The sequence below is a fragment of the Bradyrhizobium erythrophlei genome, from assembly GCF_900129425.1.
Taxonomy (GTDB): domain Bacteria; phylum Pseudomonadota; class Alphaproteobacteria; order Rhizobiales; family Xanthobacteraceae; genus Bradyrhizobium; species Bradyrhizobium erythrophlei_C.
In genome coordinates this window covers 2,486,115-2,503,970 of the sequence record NZ_LT670817.1, presented here as the reverse complement: position 1 = coordinate 2,503,970, position 17,856 = coordinate 2,486,115, and the positions used below count along the sequence as shown (strand labels likewise).

The window sequence follows — 17,856 nt, the reverse complement described above, 5'->3', positions numbered from 1 at the left end:
GCTGGTCGCACAATACGGCGACGATTAATTGTCCTGTGCAGCGGTGGCGGCAGTGACCCGGGGTTGCGTCATCTCCCGCTGGAGACTTGGGGTCGTAGCCGGAAGCCCGATCCTGATCGGCACTCGCGAATGATCATTACCGCGCGTCGTAGATGCGACGGGCGGCTCATTCTGCGGCGGCGAGCTTTGGTCTTTTCACGTCTGAGCCAGCGATACGGACAATAGCGCCCGCTTCTATCGATTCTTGCGGATTGTCGATCAGCCGATCGGTTAAGGACAGACCGGATTGAATCTCGACGCGGTTGCCGAGATCGCGGCCCAGTCGCACGGGTTTTAGAACGACCTTGTTGTTGGCGTCGACTGCAGCCACGCGCATTCCATTTGTCCCGAAAATCAGCGCCGTGGACGGAATGCGCAACGTGCCGGGGTCGGAGGGAATGTGGAACTGTACCTCCGTGAAGGCGCCGGGCCACAGCTTCCCGTCGGGATTGTCTGCCTGCAGCTCGATCAGGGCGGTGCGGGAGGTTTCCTCCAGCGCATTTGAGGTCGACGTCAGCTCCGCCTCGAAAGTCTCCTGCTGCCCGGGCAGATGCAGCGTCGCCTTGACGCCAGGCTTGAGGTCGCCAAGGAACGCTTGCGGGACATTCACAAAAATGCGCATGCGATGGATGTCGGCGACCTGGTAGAGGGCCCTCCCCGACGTACCGCCGGCGTTGAGGAGATCGCCGATATTGACGTTGCGTGCCGTGACGACGCCGTCGAAGGGCGCCTTGATCTGTTCGAAGCCGGACAGCTCCTGGAGCCTGTTGACCACAGCCTGCTGGGCCCTCACATTCGCTTTGGCGACCGCCAACGCCGCGTTCCGCGAGGCCGCCGTCAAGCGATCAGTGTCACCCTGTTCCAAGGTCGACCACCCCTGAGCGACGAGCCGCGCCGTCCGCCCGTTGGTCACCTGGCCGAGATCAGCGTTCGCCTGCGCCTGCTCGACGGCGGCCTGCAATTGGACGAGCTGCGCCTTCGCCTCTTCAAGTTGCTGGTCGAGATCGGGCGCCGAGATCGTCACAAGCACGTCGCCCTTCTTCAAATGCGCGCCGATATCGCTATGCCAGGCGGTCACGTAGCCGCTGGCGCGGGCGAACAGCGAACTGCTATTGAAGGCGCTGACGTTTCCCGGCAGCAGCAACGACTGTTCCGGCGGACCGGGTTCAGCTTGAACCAGACGCACGGTCGGAATCGCTTGCTCGTCGGTCCAGGCTTTGACCTCCTGCTTGCCCCTGGCGCGATCGAGGATACCGAACGCGGCCAGAGAGATCGCGCAAACCGCAACGAAGCCCAGCAAAAACAAGATCCGGCGCGGCCTGGCGCGGCGACGGGCGGAGGATTCGGAAGACATGAGTGCTCCAGGTTAGGCGTGGGAAGGCGCGCCGGCGGCCGGATCGGCGGCCTCGACGGGACGTGGTTGGCGTCCATGGGCGATGCTGAACAAAACCGGCACGAACACCAGCGTCGCGAAAGTAGCAAAAAGCAGGCCACCGATGACTGCGCGGCCGAGAGGCGAGTTCTGTCCGGGTTCGATCGCCATCGGCGCCATGCCGATGATCATGGCCAAGGCCGTCATGATCACGGGCCTGAATCGCGTGACGCCCGCTTCCAGCGCGGCGGTCAGCGCGTCTTTGCCTTCAGAGAGCCGCTCGCGTGCGAAGCTGACGACCAGAATGCTGTTGGCCGTGGCGACGCCCATGCACATGATCGCGCCGGTGAGAGCGGGCACGGACAGGGTCGTAAAGGTGAGGAACAGCATCCAGACGATGCCGGCCAGAGCCGCCGGAAGCGCCATGATGATAACGAAAGGATCGATCCAGGACTGGAAATTGACGACGATCAGCAGATAGATCAGGAGGATCGACATGGCCAAACCGATAAACAACTGCCTGTAAGCATCCGTCATGGTGCCCGCCTGACCCCGGATCGTGACGGTCGAACCTTTGGGCAGGTCCGCGCGGGAATCGTCGACGATTTTCTGCACATCGGCGGCGACGCTGCCAAGATCCCGGCCTTGCGCCGTCGCATAGATGTTGACGACAGGCCTGATATCGTAGTGTGAAACGACCGCATCGAGTGGCTCGGGCGAGAAGGTTGCGAGGCCTCCCAGCAATTGGGTGGACTGAGCGGCGGCCAACGGCAGGTTCTTGAGTTCTCCCAGCGTGTCGATGCCATATTGCGGCGTTTGGACGGAAACCGGATAGGACACGCCATTTGCCGGGTTCAGCCAGTAGGTTGGCGCCGTCTGCGTGCTGCCCGACAGCGTCGCCTGAATGGCCGCAGCGGCATCGCTTTCCGTCAACCCGACGACGCCGGCGAGTTCGCGATTGAAATCGACTTTCAGCGAGGGGTTCTGGAATTGCTCCTGGATGCGGGGATCCGCAACGCCCGGGATGTAGCGGATCTTCGCAAACAGCTTGTTCGCGAAGGCGCGGCTGGCGTTGAGGTCGGCGCCGGCGATCTGAACATCGAGCGGCGCCGGCGAGCCAAAATTGAGGATCTGGGTGACGATGTCAGCGGGAAGGAATGAGAAAGTTGTGCCAGGAAAAGCCGCCGGCAGCTTCTCGCGCAGAGTCTTCACATAGACGTCCGTGGCGGTCTTCCCTTCATTCAAGCTGACCGATATGTCGGCATCGAAGACGCCGATCGTGCCGGAACTTCCATATGAAATATTGATGCCGCTGTTCGGCAAACCAATATTGTCGACGATGCTCGCTATCCGATCAGGCGGCATCAGCGCGCGGATTTTCTGTTCGACCTGATCGGTCAGGCGCGTCGTTTCCTCGATTCTCGTTCCGGTTGGTGCGCGCATGTGAATTCTGATCGTTCCGGCATCGATCGAGGGGAAGAAATCCTGCCCAAGGAACGGAGCGAGGCCGAGCGACGCCAAGGCTACGCAGAGGAAGCCGCCGGCGAACCAGAAACGATGCTGCAGCGCCAATTCCAGCAAGCCCAGATAGCCTTGCCGCAATCGTTCGAAATAATGTTCGAACCCATGTTGGAAGCGGGCGAAAAAGCCTTTCGGCGACGGTCCGCCATCTTCCGAGGGAGACGAATGATGGTGCTGGTTGCGCAGGAGAAAATGCGCCATCGTCGGCACCAGCGTATAGGTCAAAATGTAAGAGGCGATCATCGCGAACACAACCGCCATCGCCAACGGTCGGAACAGATAACCGGCGACCCCGCCAAGCGAAAGCAGCGGTACGAAAGCGATGCAGATGCAAAGCAGCGCGATCGTCGCCGGGGCCATGATTTCCTGCGCGCCGTGGGTGATGGCCGTCAGGATATCTTCGCCCTGCTCCTCCATGTGGCGATTGATGTTTTCGATGGTGACCGTCGCATCGTCGACCAGAATACCGACCGCGAGCGCCAAACCGCCGAGCGTCATCACATTGATGGTCTGGCCAAGCGCCGAAAGCACGATCAGCGAGCTAAGCACCGCCAGCGGTATCGAAACGGTGATGATGAAGGTCGAGCGCCAACTGCCGAGAAAGACCAGGATCATGAAGCCCGTCAGCGCGGCCGCAATAAGTCCTTCGCGCACGACGGCAGCGACGGAGGATTTGACGAAGCCCGACTGATCGGCGACATATGTGAGATTGACCCCCTCGGGAAGCGTAGCCTGAATGGCCGGCAAGCGCGCTTTTACGGCCGCGATGATGTCGAGGGTCGAAGCGGAGCCGATCTTCAGCACCGACATCAGCACGCCCTTGCGGCCATCCGACTGCACGACGTTGGTCTGCGGTGGCGAACCGTTATGGACATGGGCGACGTCGCGCATGAAGACCACCGCGCCGTTGACCACTTTAATCGGCAGGTTATCGAAATCTTCAATGGCTTTTGGAGAATCGTTGAGGTCGATCGTGTATTCGTAGGAACCGATCTTTTCGGTGCCGACCGGCGTGATCAGGCTCTGCCGGGCGAGCGCGCTGCCGATGTCGGTCGCCGAGAGACTGTGGGCGCGCAGCGCGTTCTGGTCGAGATCGATCTGCACCTGCCGGGCGGCGCCGCCGTAGGCGTTTGGCAACTGGGCGCCCGGGATCGTCGCGAGCGCGGGTCTGACGAAATTCACGGCAAGATCGTTGAGCGCCGTCTGGGAGAGGGTGTCGCTCGACAACGCGAGTTGGATGATCGGAACGCTTGAAGCGTCGTAAACCAGCAGGAACGGCGGGGTGATGCCGTTAGGAAGTTGCTTCAAGATGGTTTGAGATATCGATGTAACCTGCGCCTCGGCGGCGCTGATGTTCACTGTCGGCTGGAAGAAGATTTTAACGATTCCGTAGCCGGAAAGCGACTGCGACTCGATATGCTCGATGTCATTGACAGTCGACGATAGCGACCGTTCGTAGATTGAGACGATGCGGTTCGCCATATCGTCCGGCGGCAAGCCGGTATAGCTCCATATGACCGAGATGACCGGGATGTTGATATTCGGAAAAATATCGGTCGGCGTGCCAATCGCCGAGCGCACGCCAAAAATCGCGATCAAGATCGCCATGACGACGAAGGTGTACGGACGCGCAAGAGCTAACCGGACGATAGCACTCAAACGATTGCACTCATAAGCCAGAGCCCCGAATTTGAAGATCGCACCGTTTAGCGCTAACGACGATACGTCGAAGCACCCCGCCTGGCAGCGGGTGGAGCAGCACGAACCGGCTCTGAATCGTCAGGCCCAACCCGCTTCCACTATACCCGGCTGCCAAACAAAGCCCCAACGCAGGTGCGTGATCGTTGAATTGGATTGACGGGATCCCCTTGCCGTTCATCGTCGAGACTGTGTTTCAGCACGAGGTCTTTGTTGCGATCGGCAGCATTCACACCAGGGTTCTAGTGCAAATTCGACGATCACCTGAACTGAAAAAATTGTGATGATATGGGTGGGAATACCCGGCCGATTAGCCGCTTTTCCGCTTTTCTTTGTCTGCAACACGAGAGGAGAAGTCTGCAACACCAGAGGAGAACGGCAATGAAATTGGCAGCAATTGGATTGGCGACGGCGCTTGCCGGCACAGCGGCACTTGCCAAGGGTGGCTCGGCCAGTCGTGAGAAAAGCTGTGATTCCAAATCTTCGCCCTGCCGTGTCACTGCCGCGCCTTCCGGCACAAGCAGCAGCAACAACGCAGGTAGCGCGGCTGCGGGAGCTAACAGCTTCTACAACCCTTCGGGCAACAGCTTCATTAATACGTCGCCCAGCGGCTCACAATGATGCCGGGCGGCGGCAGCATGGGGAGCATCGAACCATGCGGTATGAACTCACGGACTTTGAAAGGGCTGCCATCGGGCAGTTCCATTCCTCGAAGGCCGATCAACGACAGTGATGCCCCCGCGACAGCCTCTCAACATGTCGTCCCGGCGAACGCCGGGACCCAACCCCTGGCATCCGCGATCAGCCGCGGATTCCCAACAGCGTTACTCGAACGAGACGACACGGCGTATGAGTCCCGGCCTGCGCCGGGACGACGCATTGAAAATCCGCTTATCCGCCCGCCCAGACATCGAGCACGTAGCGATTTTTGGTGCCGAGGTCATCGATCCAGCGCATCCCCGCAGCGGCGTCCGCGCCGCTGCGTTCACGATAGATCGCCACCAGCGCGGCCTTGACGTCGGGCTCCATCTTGCCGCCATCGCCGCAGACATAAACGATCGCGCCGTGTTCGATCAGGCTCCAGACGCGTTCCTTTTGTGCGGCGATCAGATGCTGGACATAGGTCTTCGGACCCTCGGCACGCGAGAACGCGGTGTGCAGTTCGGCGATGCCGTCAGCGGCGAAGGCCTTCAACTCGTCGGCGTAGAGATAATCCTGATCGGGATGACGGCAGCCGAAAAACAGCAGCGCCGGACCGAGGGGTGCGCCTTTCGCTTTCAGCGCGGCGCGCTGCTGCAGGAAACCGCGGAATGGCGCAAGACCCGTGCCGGGGCCGATCATGATGATCGGCACCGAAGTGTCGTCGGGCAGGCGGAAGCCGGCCTTGGTCTCGCGCACGGTGGCATGAATGGTCTCGCCGGCGCGGCGACCGGCGAGGTAGTTCGAGCAGATGCCCTTGTAGAGGCCGCGTCCTGAACTCGCGGGGCCTTCGACCACGGCGGCGGTGAGGCTGCAGCGCGAGGGATCGACCGAGGGCGACGACGAGATCGAATAATAGCGCGGCGCCAGCAGCGACAGCATTTCGAGATAGGCATGGAACGGCAATTCGCAGGCCGGGTGCTCTTCCAAAAGATCAAACACCGATTTGCGCTTGCCGAGGATGTCCGAGCGATAGCGATCGGTGGCGGCGGCATCGTCGCCGACATAGGCCAGCAGTTTCGGTTTGGTCACCGGACAGCGCGTATGTTCCGACATGATCTGGATCTGCTTGCGGGTCGCGACCTGCTGCAATTCGACAAAGTCGGTCAACAGCCGTCCGACCGAGACCGTGTCGCCGATCGGCAATTGCGCGCGTCGGCCTTCGGCGACCTGCAGCCGGATCTGATCCGCGGGGAGAAATCCGAAGCGGCGCGCGACGGCATCCACCAGCGCTGGATCGTTGCGCGGCACCACGCTGAGATGATCGCCGACCCGATAGCTGGTGCCGGGAGGCAGCTGCACCTCGATGTGCCGGGTCGACCGATCGGAGGCATTGGCGCCGACCTTGTTTTGCAACTCGGTGTTGTCCAGCACCTTCATCGGCGCCACGCCGCCGAGTGCGGCGATGGCATTGACCGCCGACGGCGCCACCGGCTCGATCCGGTAAAGCGGCTCGTCATCGGCGCTGCGATCGAAATTCGAATCGATGCCGAATTGCTTCACCGCCAGCGGGCGCAGCTTGGCGAACCAGGCCTCGAACTGGCCGTCGAGGTCGTCGCGCGCGTCGCCCTCGCCGCGCACATAGGCATTGCTGGCGCCATGCGCCGTCAATCGTTCGTCAATGAAGCGCGGGATCGACTGATATGTCGCGAACCAGTCGCTGTTGCCGCAACCGAACACCGCGTAGCGCACTTTGGCGAACGCATCCTTCGGCAGCTCGCTGCCGAGCCATTTGATGAATTGCGTGGCATTGTCGGGCGGCGCGCCGTTATACGACGCGCAAAAGATCAGGACGCCGCCCTGCTCCGGCAGCTTGCCGACGAAATCATCGAGTGGCGCCAGTCTGGTGGCAAAGCCATTGACTTCGGCGAGATCGGCGACGCGGGTCGCGAGTTCCTCGGCGGTGCCGAGGTTCGATCCATACAGCACCAGCAGCGGCGTATTGTGTCCTGGTCGTGTTCGAGTGCGCGGCGCCGGTGCTGATGTCGAGACCGCCGCCGCAGCGGCCGTGGTCCGCCCGGCGTAGGCGCCGCGATCCTTCTCCGTGCGCGGCCGTACCTTGATCTTGAATCCGTCCGGCTTGATGGTCAGCGTCTCCTTCAGCACCATCTGGTAGCGGTTGACGTCGATCAGCTTGAAGCGCTGAAGGATCATGCCGATGGCAAGTGCGGCCTCATGCATCGCAAAGCCGCGGCCGATGCAGGCGCGCTGGCCATTGCCGAACGGCTTCCAGGCATTGACGGGACGCGCCACCTCGGCCTCGCGGCTGAAATTTTCCGGATCGAACGCGTCGGGGTTCGGGCCCCATACGCTGGGGTCGCGATGCAGCGCCAGCACCAGCACCGTGATGAAGGTGTTCTTCTTGAGTTTGTATTTGCCGCCGATGGTCTCATCGCTGAGCGGCGAGATGCCGTAGGCCGGCGCTGGCGGCCACAGCCGCAGGGCTTCTTTCAAAATCTGGGTGATGTAGGTGAGTTGTGTCACCTGCTGATAAGTCGGCTTTGCCTCGATATCGGGCCCGAGCACCCGGTCGACCTCCTCATAGGCCTTTCTGAGAACCTCGGGATGCTTCAACAGCGCATAGAGCGCGCACGACAACAGGCCGCTGGTGGTCTCGTGCCCCGCAATCAGGAATGTATTGATCTGGTAGCGGATGTTGACGTCGTCGAGCTGTTCGCCGGTGGCGCGATCGACGCCGGTCATCATGGCGCCGAGCATGTCCTTCTTGTCCTCGGCGGCTTCCGCATTCTTGCGGCGTTCGGCGACGATCTCGTCGACCATCTTGTTCATGAAGGCGACGTCGGCGGCGAGGTCGCGCCGACGCCTCTGCATCCACCAATTTTCCATCGGCAGGCCGCGGATCATCATGATGGTTTCGAGCGAGCGCACCAGCGACTCGACGAACGGATGGTAGTCGCGGCGGTAGAACGAATTGAAACGGTAGTCGAACCCGCACAATCCGATGGTGTCGAGCGTCAGCGCGGTCATGTCGTGAACGACGTCGATCTCCTCGTCGCCGTTCAGCCGCTCCCACTTCTTCACCAGTTGGTCGGCGATATCGACCATGCTCGGATGATAGGACTGCATGGCGCGGTTACCGAACGGCTGCAGCAGGATGTTGTGCGCCTTGCTCCAGTTCGGCTCATTGGTGTCGGCGGTGAAGAGGCCGTCACCGGCGACCGCACGCACCCGGCGCAACGGCCCGCGCACCGCCTTGTCGAAGCGTTTCTCGTCGCTGAGCTCTTCGACGAGGTCATGGCCGGAGACGATGACAAGCGGCGCGCCCATCATGTCGAGCCAGAAGATCGGCCCCAGCTCCTTGGCGAGCCGGGCCAGGTTCTGTACCGGCGCGGTGGAGTCCAGCGACAGCATGTTGCCAACCACCGGTTTGGTCGGCGGATGCGGGATCGGGCTCAGTCTGTTGGTCGACGCCATTGATTGGTGGTCCCCTGCCTGGTCCAGTCTTGAAGCCGTCATTCCGGGAAGCCGTCATTCCGGGATGGTCCGAAGGACCAGACCCGGAATCTCGAGATTCCGGGTTCGATGCTTCGCATCGCCCCGGAATGACGGCCCGGATCATCTCGCTGCAACGACGATGCGTAACTTCCCTACGTCCTCACCCGAATCGCCTTCTACGCCATTCGATCAGCTTGGCGCTGACCTCTTTAGGCTTTTCCTGCTGCGTCCAGTGGCCGCTGCCGCGCACCAGGTATTTTTCGAGGTCGGGGATGATGTTTTCCATGCCGTCGGCCGCCGACGGCGGCAGCACGTGATCGTTCTCGGCCATGATCATCAGCGACGGCACCCGCACGGTATGGTCGATGTCGGCCGAGCGCTGCCAGTTGCGCGACATGTTGCGGTACCAGTTGATGCCGCCGGTGAAGCCGGTCTTTGTGAAGGTGTCGACGAAGACCTGCTTTTCTTCCGGAGCCAGGATGGGCGTGCGCGGATCGTGTTTGGCGTCGTAACCGGCGATCATTTGCGGAAACGCCAGGTTGAGCCGGGGCGATGCGCCGACGCCGGCGGTCGGCGGCTCCGCCGGCGCGGTCTCGGCGCGCGGGGCCGGCTTTCGCATGAAGGCGTCGAAGGTCTGTTCGACCCGGCTGTTAAAAATCTTGTCGGCGCCGCGCGCGGAGTCCTGAAACTGCACGATATACATGTGCTCGCCGAACCGCTTGCGTAACAGTTCGATCGGGTCCGCCGGCGCACGGTTGGTGTGGGGCGTGTTGACCCCGACCACGCCGGCGACGCGATCGATATGCCGCAGCGGCATCTGCCAGATGATAAAGCCGCCCCAGTCGTGGCCGACGAAGATAGCCTTGTCGATCTTGAGATGATCGAGCAGCCCGACGAGATCGCCGGTCAGATGTTCGATGTCGTAAGCCTCGACCGGTTCCGGCCGGTCGGTCGCGCCATAGCCGCGCTGATCCGGCGCAATCACCCTGATGCCGGCGCCAGCCAGCGCCTTGATCTGGTGCCGCCACGAGAACGCGATCTCCGGCCAGCCGTGGCAGAGAATGACCGGCGGCGTGTCCGTCTTCGGGCCGGCTTCGTAATAGCCCATCCGAATGCCGTTGGTTTCGGCGAATTGCAGCGGCGGCATTTCTATCATGGTCGGTCTCCGGCGCTAGCTTGCCACGCTTTTCAGATCGTCCGGCGGCGCGAACGCGGCTTCGAGCGCGGCGAATTCCCCCGGCAGCATGTCGCAGAGAACCTGGACATGGGGAATGATGTTGGCGCCGGCGATGAATCCGAAATCCAGCTGATCGCGATAGCTCTGCACGGTGATGTTGAGCGCGATCCCGTGGGTCGAAATCGACACCGGGAAGATGTGCAGCAACTCGGCGCCGGCGGCGTACAGCGTCTGGCGTGGCCCCGGCACGTTGGAGACCGTGATATTCGCCGCCGGCGGCAGCACGTCCGACAGGCTCGAGCGGCTGTACAGCAGCGCCAGGATTTGCACCATGATCGGCGCGCCAAGCATCGAAATGTTGGAGACCTGCGGCATCAAGGCCCGCAGTGGGTGCGACATCTCCTTGGACTTGGTGGATTGCGCGATGATCGCTTCCAGCCGCGCCTTGGGGTCCTCGACGTTGGTGGCGATCGAGCAGATCATGCCGAACACCTGGTTGTTGGCGTCGGTGTTGCCCTCTTCCCGCAGCGAGATCGGCACCGCGGCCGTCAGCGATTTGGCCGGCAGCGCGCCCTTCTCCAGCAGATAGCGCCGAACCACTCCCGATGAGACTGCCAGCACCACGTCGTTGAGCTTGCCGCCGGCCTGCTTGGCCAGCGCCTTGGCCTGCGACAGCGGGATCGATACCCCGGCAAAGCTGCGCTCCGATGAAATCGATTTGTTCAGGATCGTCGGCGGCGACATCATGCTGGCGATGCTGTCGCGCGACTTCGGGTCGGAGATCTTTCCAACCACATCGGAGACGCTTTTGAGCATTGCGGGCATGCTGCCGACAAACTTCACCGCGGATTCGATCTGGAACATGGCGTTGTCGAACAGGATCGATCCGAGATCGCTTTTGCCCGAGCGCGGCAGATCGATGCCCTTGGCGGCCGCCGAGGCATCGAAGGGCTGACGCCATATCTGCTGATACGAATCGATCAGATTGGCGGCGATGTCGCGCGGCTCCTGCCCGACCTTGGCCTGCGCCGTCGGCGGCTCGATCTGCCTTGGCACCGGCGTCACGTCGTAGATCATGTTGGTCAGCGCGGCGCCGGCGCCGCCGTCGATGCAGGCGTGATGCATCTTGGAATACAGCCCGATCTCGTTGTCCTTCATGCCCTCGAAGACGTAGAACTCCCACAGCGGACGGGCGCGATTGAGCAGCTTGGCATGCATCCAGCCGACGATGCGCTCCAGCGTGGCGCGGTCGTGTGGGGCCGGAAGGCTGCCACGGAAGATATGGCGGTCGATATCGAACTGGTCGTCCTCGACCCAGGAGGGGTGATCGATGTCGAGTGGCGCCTTTTCCAGCCGGGCTTTGAGGATCGGCGCCACATGCAGCCGCGAGGCGATCATCGCCTTGAAGTCCTCGAAGAAGTCGCCCTTGTAATCCTCAGGGAGCCGGAAGATCGCCATGCTGCCGACATGCATCGGCATTTCCGGTGTTTCCAGGTACAGAAACGACGCGTCCATCGAGGACAGCTTCTTGGCGTCACTCATACTTCCCTCCCGGTACGGATCACGCGGCGCCTTGGTGGCGCTTCTGGCGTCAGACGGTCCTGGGGCCCAGGACCTCAGGATTGTGCATTTTCCCGAGGTGCATATGCAATGGCAAACGGCCCCGACCGGTCAAATTGACGGAACTGCCCCTCGCCCTGGGCCAGACGATCCGCGACCGCCCACAAGGCGGCGGGGTTGACGCCCAGTCCGACATGACTGGCAAGGTGAACCTCGATATTTTCAGCGGTATCGGAGGGACGCAAGAGACAGGTCCGCCAGTTCACGATGCCGTCGGTGCGTGAATAGATCGACGTGGCCGGAACCGGCAGGTCGCCCGCGAGTGCGCTTCGAAGCTCGGAATTGTCCTCGACCGCTTCGCCCGACAGCGCCTCGTAAAGCCGCGTGGCGTTGGTCGCCCTGACGTCGTTGGCAAACGGGCTTCCCAGCGTCACGACATCCCGCACCATTTCCGGCGCCTGCAGCGCCAGATCGCGCGCATAGACGCCGCCCAGGCTCCAGCCGACGACACTGACCTTGCGGCCGGTCGCGCCGTGAATCTCGGCGAGCCGGTCGCGCAGCGCCGCCCGCAGGCGCGAAACGCCGCCGATGTTGCGGCCCATTTTCCATGCGTAGCTGTCGTAGCCAAGCTCCTTCAGATATCGCCGCATCGGCGCCATCGATAGATCGCTGGCGAGGAACCCGGGCAAGGTCAGCACCGGATGACCGTCGCCCCTTGGCGCGAGCATCAACAGCGGCGAGAGCAAAACGCTGGCGTTGAATTCGAATATCCCTCTTGCCTCGGCCAGCAGCAGGCCGAGGCCCGGCGGCCTAAGCCGATCCCCCGGCGGCGGTTCAACCGGCGTCACTTTTTCTTGTCGCTGACGCGGGTACCGCCGAGGCCCGCCATGGACGCAAACATGTCCTGAAACCGCTCGGCGATTTTCGGGTCGAAGGTGAACCAGCTCTGCATCAGTGCTTCCGGAGAAACCTTTTCGATATTGGTGATCATCTGCTGCTGGAGCCTTTCCATCACCGCCAACTGCATCGGCTGCACATCCGGGAGTCCGAAAAACTGCCGAGCTTCCAGCGGCGTGCAATCTATTTCGACGTTTACCTTCATGTCCGCTCCTGATCGCATGTCCAACCACTTCTCACAGTATCGCCACGACAGGCGGCAGGACGCAAGACCGGACCAGCCCCTGGCCCGAGCCATTATTCGGCCAATGCGGTCAACCGAAACGCTCGGCCGCAAACGGCCTGGGATCGGCGAACGGCGTCTCGCCGGTCATCATCTCCGCTAGCAGCCGGCCGGTCGCGGGGCCCAGCGTCAGGCCGTGGTGCTCGTGTCCGAAATCGAACCACAGCCCGGCATGGCGCGGCGCCTTCCCGATTACCGGCAGCATATCCGGCAAACACGGCCGCGCGCCCATCCAGGGTTTGGCGTCGACCGGATCTCCCAGCGGAAACAAGGCGTGCGCCCGCGGCAGCGCCCGCTGAAGCTGGATCGGCGTCGGCGGCGCATCGCGGCGGGCAAACTCGACGCCGGTGGTGAGACGAATGCCGCGATTCATCGGCGCCAGCAGATAACCGAGATCCGAATCGAGAACGGGATGATGGAGCACGGCATTGCCGCGCGGCGCCAGATGCAGGTGGTAGCCGCGCTTGACGCCGAGCGGGATCGAATAGCCGAGTGGACGAAACACCAGGTCGGACCACGGTCCCAGCGCCACCACGACCTCGCGCGCGATCGCCGCGCCGGTGGCCGCCGCGACCCGCCATCCGCCGGCGACCTGTTCGAGCGTTCGCGCATCGCCGACGACAAAGCGCCCGCCCTTGCGCTGGAACAGCGTGGCATAGGCCTTTGCGAGTGCGCCCGGGTCGGGAACGAATCCGGGTGCCGGAAGATACAGCGCGCCGGCGAACTCGCCGGTCAGATTGGGCTCGCGCGCCGCGATCGCCTTGCTGTCGAAGACTTCGCCCGCGACGCCATAATGCTTTGCGCGCTCGAAATCGCGCACCGCGTTTTCAAGCGTTGCGTCGGAGCGAAACAGCTTGATCCAGCCGGTCCGCCGCAGCAAGTCCGGCACCTTGGCTTCCGCGATCAGCGCCTCATGCTCGATCAGGCTGCGCCGGATCACGGGCAATACGGCCATCGCGCTGTGCAGCGCCCGGTCCGGCGGAGATGCCAGGAAGTAGCGTACCAGCCATGGCAGAAAAACCGGAAGGTCGGAGAATTGGTAGCGCACCTGTGGCGCGCGGTTGATCGCGTATTGAAGGATCACCGCGAAATCGCGCGGAAACATATAGGGGAAAACCGAGGCGCTTTCGATCAGTCCGCTGTTGCCGAAACTGGTCTCTTCGCCGGCGCGTTCGTGCTTGTCGACCAGGATGACGTCCCGTCCCCGCTGCTGCAGGTGCAAGGCCGCGCTGACGCCGACCATGCCGGCGCCCAATACGAGAACATCGGCCTTCAGCTCCGCCATCCGGCACTCCGAAAGTTGAATGTGACGCGCGTGCGCCCGCTGCCACACTGAACCTAGCTATTGCGGCATCGTCGCGCAAACCGGCTGGGCCTTCAGCAGATCGCGCTTGCGCGGCGGCCAAACTCTGGCAACATGGATCGGTGATAACTGCCGATAGTGCAACCTGAACAGCGCGCCACAGCGGAGAACGTGAACAAATGTCGGTACGTCAAACCTTGCTTGCTGCGGCCACCGCTTCAATCGTCGCTTTTGCGATGTTGCCGGCATCAGCCCAGACCCTGCGCTACGCCAACCAGGGCGATCTCAAATCGCTCGATCCCTATACGCTCAGGGAAACCACCACCATCGCCCATCACGCCCATATCTACGAAGGCCTGGTTACCCGTGACAGGGATCTGAAGATCATTCCCGCACTGGCGGAAAGCTGGGAAACGCCGGAACCTACCCGCTGGCGCTTCCATTTGCGCAAGAACGTCAAATTCCACAACGGCGATCCCTTTAGCGCCGACGACGTGATCTTTTCAGCCGACCGTGTGCGCGCCAAAGGTTCTAACTTCACGACGGTTATTCCGACCGACGCCAAGTTTGTCAAAATCGACGACTACACGGTAGACGTGGTGCTGTCCTCGCCCAACCCCATTCTCACTTCGCAATGGGATACCTGGTACATCATGGACAAGAAGTGGTGCGAGGAACACAATGCGGTGGCGCCCACGCCGGCCTCGGCAACCACGCCGAGTTATGCCTCGCTCAACGAAAATGGCACCGGCCCCTTCAGCATCGAGAGCCATCAGCCCGGCGTGAAAACCGTGTTCAAGGCGAACCCGAACTGGTGGCGCAAGCCCGAACACAATCTCAAGGAAATCATCTTCACGCCGATAGGCTCCGATGCAACGCGGGTTGCGGCTTTGCTGTCGGGCGAGGTCGACGTCATCGAGCCGGTTCCGATCCAGGACATCGCGCGGGTGAATGCGAGCGGGAACGCCACCGTTCTCACCGGACCGGAATTGCGCACCATCTTTCTCGGCATGGACCAGGTCCGCGACGAGCTGCTGTATTCGAACGTCAAGGGCAAGAATCCATTCAAGGATATCCGCGTCCGCGAGGCGTTCTACAAGGCGATCGACATCGATCTGATCAAGACCCGGGTGATGCGCGGCCTCTCGACGCCGTCGGCGCTGATGGTCGCACCTCAGCTCTTCGCGCTTTCAAAGGATTTCACGCGGCCGAAATTCGATCCGGACGGCGCCAAGAAGCTGCTCACGGAAGCCGGCTATCCCGACGGCTTCGAAGTCACGATGGACTGCCCCAACGACCGCTACGTCAACGATGCCGCGATCTGCCAGGCAGTGGTCGGCATGTTGGCCCGGATCGGCGTCAAGATTAACCTGTTGGCGCAACCCAAGGCGCAGTATTTCGCCAAGGTACTGAAGCCCGGCGGGTTCCAGACGTCGTTCTACATGCTCGGTTGGACGCCGGCCTCGCTCGATTCCCAGAACGTTCTCAACGACATCATGGGCTGCCGCGATGATCCGAAGTCCTCACGCGGCGAGGCCAATCTCGGCGGCTACTGCAACAAGGAATTCGACGCCATCGCCGACAAGGTGCTGCTCGAGACCGACACCGCCAAGCGCGATCTGCTGATCAAGGATGCGTTCGAAATCGCCAACAAGGATTGGGCCTACATCCCGCTGCACCAGCAGGCGCTGGCCTGGGGCGTGTCGAAGAAAGTGAAATTGACGCAGCGTGCCGACAACCAGGTCCTGCTGTATTGGGCGACCAAACAGGAAGAGTAAACTTCGAAACACAAGGTCCCGGTGGCTTCACGCTCCCGGGACCTTTGGTTTAGGGTTCGCGACCACGCGCGCCACATCTTGAAAAGAAGTGAAAGGATCACATGCTCGCTTTCACTCTTCGCCGGGCCATCCAGGCCATCGGCGTCATGATCGCGGTCGGGATCATCTCGTTTTCGATGTTCCGCTTCGCGGGCGATCCGGTCAACCAGATCGTCTCGCTGGACACTTCGGCCGCCGAGCGCGCCGAGATCCGAAAATCTCTCGGCCTCGACGATCCCGTTCCGGTGCAGTTCGCCCGCTATTTCGGCAACGCGATGCAGTTCAAGCTCGGGGTCTCGTACCAGTTCCGCCAGCCGGTCGCGAGCCTGCTCAAGGAGCGGATGCCGGCGACGCTGGAACTGGCCACCTGCGCCACCATCCTCGCGATGGTGTTCGGGATCCTGATGGGGGTCTATTCGGCGCTGAAGCGCGACACGCTGTTGGCGAAAATCTTCCAGGCGGTATCGCTGATCGGAATCTCGCTGCCGACCTTCCTGATCGGCATTCTGCTGATCTATCTGTTCGCGGTGACGCTGGGCTGGCTGCCGTCGTTCGGCCGCGGCGACGTGGTGCGGATCGGCTGGTGGACCACCGGGCTGCTCACGGTTTCCGGCCTTAAAGCGCTGATCATGCCCTCGATCACGCTCGGCCTGTTCCAGATGACGCTGATCATGCGGCTGGTGCGGGCCGAGATGCTGGAGGTTCTGCGCACGGACTATATCCGCTTCGCGCGGGCGCGCGGATTGACCACGCGCGCCATCCACTTCGGTCACGCGCTCAAGAACACCCTGGTTCCGGTCATCACCGTCGCCGGGCTACAATTTGGCTCGGTTATTGCATTCGCGATCATTACCGAGACCGTGTTCCAATGGCCGGGGATGGGACTGCTGTTCGTGCAAGCCGTGCAAAACGTCGATATTCCGATCATGGCGGCCTACCTGCTGATGGTGTCCCTGATCTTCGTCACCATCAACCTGGTGGTCGATATTCTCTACACCGTCGTGGACCCGCGCCTGCGCTCCACCATCCGCCGTCCGGCCTGAGGCGATATCCCGCATGTCCGACGCCGTGGTCCCACACAAAGCCGAACCGAGCGCGCCGCGCGCGCGTTTTCGGCCGGCGAACTGGTTCGCACGCGCGCTCGATAGCGACGTGTTGTATTCGTTTCGCCGCTCCCGCCTCACCATGGTGGCGGTCGCCGTCACCCTGCTGTTTTTCCTGCTCGCGATCTTCGCGCCGCTTCTGGCGGTACAGAACCCGTTCGACCCGGCGCAGCTTCAACTGATGAATTCGCGGATTCCACCGCTGTGGATCGCCGACGGCCAGAGCCCGTTCCTGCTCGGCACCGACGAACAGGGCCGCGACGTGTTTTCAGCGATCCTCTACGGCCTGCGCATCTCGCTGACCGTCGGCGTTCTCGGCGTGGTGTTCTCGGGCACGCTGGGCATCGTGCTCGGACTGGTCGCCGGCTATGTCGGGGGCGCCGTCGACAGCCTGATCATGCGCATTGCCGATGTGCAGTTGAGCTTTCCCGCCATCCTGATCGCGCTGTTGATCAACGGCGTCGCCAAGTCGGTGTTCGGCAATCGGCTCGATGCCATGAGTACGCTGGCGGTGCTGGTGGTTGCGATCGGACTGAGTTTCTGGGTGCAATACGCCCGAACCGTGCGGGGTTCGGTCATGGTGGAGAAGAACAGGGATTACGTGGCGGCGGCGCAGCTGATCGGTCTGCCCGCGCCGGTGATCATGTGGCGGCATGTGCTGCCCAACGCGATGGGGCCGATCCTGGTGATCGCGACCATCAATCTCGCGCTTGCTGTCATCACCGAGGCGACGCTGTCGTTTCTCGGCTCCGGCATGCCCGACACCATGCCATCGCTCGGCACCCTGATCCGGATCGGCAACAATTATCTGTTTTCCGGCGAGTGGTGGATCGTTGCCTTCCCGGGCTTTGCGCTGGCGGTGCTGATCCTCTCCATCAACCTGCTCGGGGACTGGCTGCGCGACGCGCTCAATCCGAAACTCCGATGAGAA

The 17,856-nt window shown here is 62.2% G+C and carries 12 protein-coding genes; 4 read left to right on the top strand and 8 right to left on the bottom strand.

Annotated features, from left to right (window positions below; translation table 11 throughout):
• Positions 1-166: 166 nt before the first annotated feature.
• On the bottom strand, positions 167-1,393 hold the full coding sequence (locus B5527_RS11650) for an efflux RND transporter periplasmic adaptor subunit (protein ID WP_079601416.1): 1,227 nt from the start codon (positions 1,391-1,393) through the stop codon (positions 167-169).
• A 12-nt stretch (positions 1,394-1,405) separates the two neighbouring features.
• Positions 1,406-4,591, bottom strand: a complete 3,186-nt coding sequence (locus tag B5527_RS11645) for an efflux RND transporter permease subunit (protein ID WP_154072177.1) — start codon at positions 4,589-4,591, stop codon at positions 1,406-1,408.
• A gap of 420 nt (positions 4,592-5,011) precedes the next feature.
• Here B5527_RS11645 and B5527_RS43730 point away from each other — a divergent pair, with 420 nt between their 5' ends.
• Positions 5,012-5,251 carry a hypothetical protein gene (locus B5527_RS43730; protein WP_154072176.1) on the top strand — a complete coding sequence of 80 codons (240 nt, stop codon included), beginning with the start codon at positions 5,012-5,014 and terminating at the stop codon, positions 5,249-5,251.
• Positions 5,252-5,521: 270 nt separating this feature from the next.
• Here the strand turns inward: B5527_RS43730 and B5527_RS11640 are convergent, their stop codons facing one another.
• From B5527_RS11640 to B5527_RS11615, 6 genes are all read right to left on the bottom strand, one after another.
• On the bottom strand, positions 5,522-8,764 hold the full coding sequence (locus B5527_RS11640) for a bifunctional cytochrome P450/NADPH--P450 reductase (protein ID WP_079601414.1): 3,243 nt from the start codon (positions 8,762-8,764) through the stop codon (positions 5,522-5,524).
• Positions 8,765-8,945: 181 nt separating this feature from the next.
• Positions 8,946-9,941 (bottom strand): alpha/beta fold hydrolase, encoded by a 996-nt coding sequence (locus B5527_RS11635; RefSeq protein WP_079601413.1) that lies wholly within the window; start codon positions 9,939-9,941, stop codon positions 8,946-8,948.
• Positions 9,942-9,956: 15 nt separating this feature from the next.
• Positions 9,957-11,504 (bottom strand): WS/DGAT/MGAT family O-acyltransferase, encoded by a 1,548-nt coding sequence (locus B5527_RS11630; protein WP_079601412.1) that lies wholly within the window; start codon positions 11,502-11,504, stop codon positions 9,957-9,959.
• Positions 11,505-11,578: 74 nt separating this feature from the next.
• Positions 11,579-12,370 (bottom strand): esterase/lipase family protein, encoded by a 792-nt coding sequence (locus B5527_RS11625; protein WP_079601411.1) that lies wholly within the window; start codon positions 12,368-12,370, stop codon positions 11,579-11,581.
• Positions 12,367-12,624, bottom strand: a complete 258-nt coding sequence (locus tag B5527_RS11620) for a DUF6489 family protein (RefSeq protein WP_079601410.1) — start codon at positions 12,622-12,624, stop codon at positions 12,367-12,369. Before B5527_RS11620 ends, B5527_RS11625 begins: the two co-directional genes overlap by 4 nt.
• Positions 12,625-12,733: 109 nt before the next feature.
• The gene (locus B5527_RS11615; RefSeq protein WP_079601409.1) at positions 12,734-13,987 is read right to left on the bottom strand and encodes an NAD(P)/FAD-dependent oxidoreductase; all 1,254 of its coding nucleotides are present in this window, start codon (positions 13,985-13,987) and stop codon (positions 12,734-12,736) included.
• A gap of 197 nt (positions 13,988-14,184) precedes the next feature.
• Between B5527_RS11615 and B5527_RS11610 the strand changes: the two genes are divergently transcribed.
• The 3 genes from B5527_RS11610 (at position 14,185) to B5527_RS11600 (ending at position 17,853) form a co-directional block, all read left to right on the top strand.
• Positions 14,185-15,783 carry an ABC transporter substrate-binding protein gene (locus tag B5527_RS11610; protein WP_079601408.1) on the top strand — a complete coding sequence of 533 codons (1,599 nt, stop codon included), beginning with the start codon at positions 14,185-14,187 and terminating at the stop codon, positions 15,781-15,783.
• A 101-nt stretch (positions 15,784-15,884) separates the two neighbouring features.
• Positions 15,885-16,865 (top strand): ABC transporter permease, encoded by a 981-nt coding sequence (locus B5527_RS11605; protein WP_079601407.1) that lies wholly within the window; start codon positions 15,885-15,887, stop codon positions 16,863-16,865.
• A gap of 13 nt (positions 16,866-16,878) precedes the next feature.
• On the top strand, positions 16,879-17,853 hold the full coding sequence (locus tag B5527_RS11600) for an ABC transporter permease (protein ID WP_079601406.1): 975 nt from the start codon (positions 16,879-16,881) through the stop codon (positions 17,851-17,853).
• Positions 17,854-17,856: the final 3 nt, after the last annotated feature.

Coding starts and splice junctions, on each gene's coding strand:
- B5527_RS11650 (WP_079601416.1), bottom strand. CDS start 1,393: ATGTCTTCCGAATCCTCCGCCCGTCGCCGCGCCAGGCCGCGCCGGATC.
- B5527_RS43730 (WP_154072176.1), top strand. CDS start 5,012: ATGAAATTGGCAGCAATTGGATTGGCGACGGCGCTTGCCGGCACAGCG.
- B5527_RS11640 (WP_079601414.1), bottom strand. CDS start 8,764: ATGGCGTCGACCAACAGACTGAGCCCGATCCCGCATCCGCCGACCAAA.
- B5527_RS11635 (WP_079601413.1), bottom strand. CDS start 9,941: ATGATAGAAATGCCGCCGCTGCAATTCGCCGAAACCAACGGCATTCGG.
- B5527_RS11630 (WP_079601412.1), bottom strand. CDS start 11,504: ATGAGTGACGCCAAGAAGCTGTCCTCGATGGACGCGTCGTTTCTGTAC.
- B5527_RS11620 (WP_079601410.1), bottom strand. CDS start 12,624: ATGAAGGTAAACGTCGAAATAGATTGCACGCCGCTGGAAGCTCGGCAG.
- B5527_RS11615 (WP_079601409.1), bottom strand. CDS start 13,987: ATGGCGGAGCTGAAGGCCGATGTTCTCGTATTGGGCGCCGGCATGGTC.
- B5527_RS11610 (WP_079601408.1), top strand. CDS start 14,185: ATGTCGGTACGTCAAACCTTGCTTGCTGCGGCCACCGCTTCAATCGTC.
- B5527_RS11605 (WP_079601407.1), top strand. CDS start 15,885: ATGCTCGCTTTCACTCTTCGCCGGGCCATCCAGGCCATCGGCGTCATG.
- B5527_RS11600 (WP_079601406.1), top strand. CDS start 16,879: ATGTCCGACGCCGTGGTCCCACACAAAGCCGAACCGAGCGCGCCGCGC.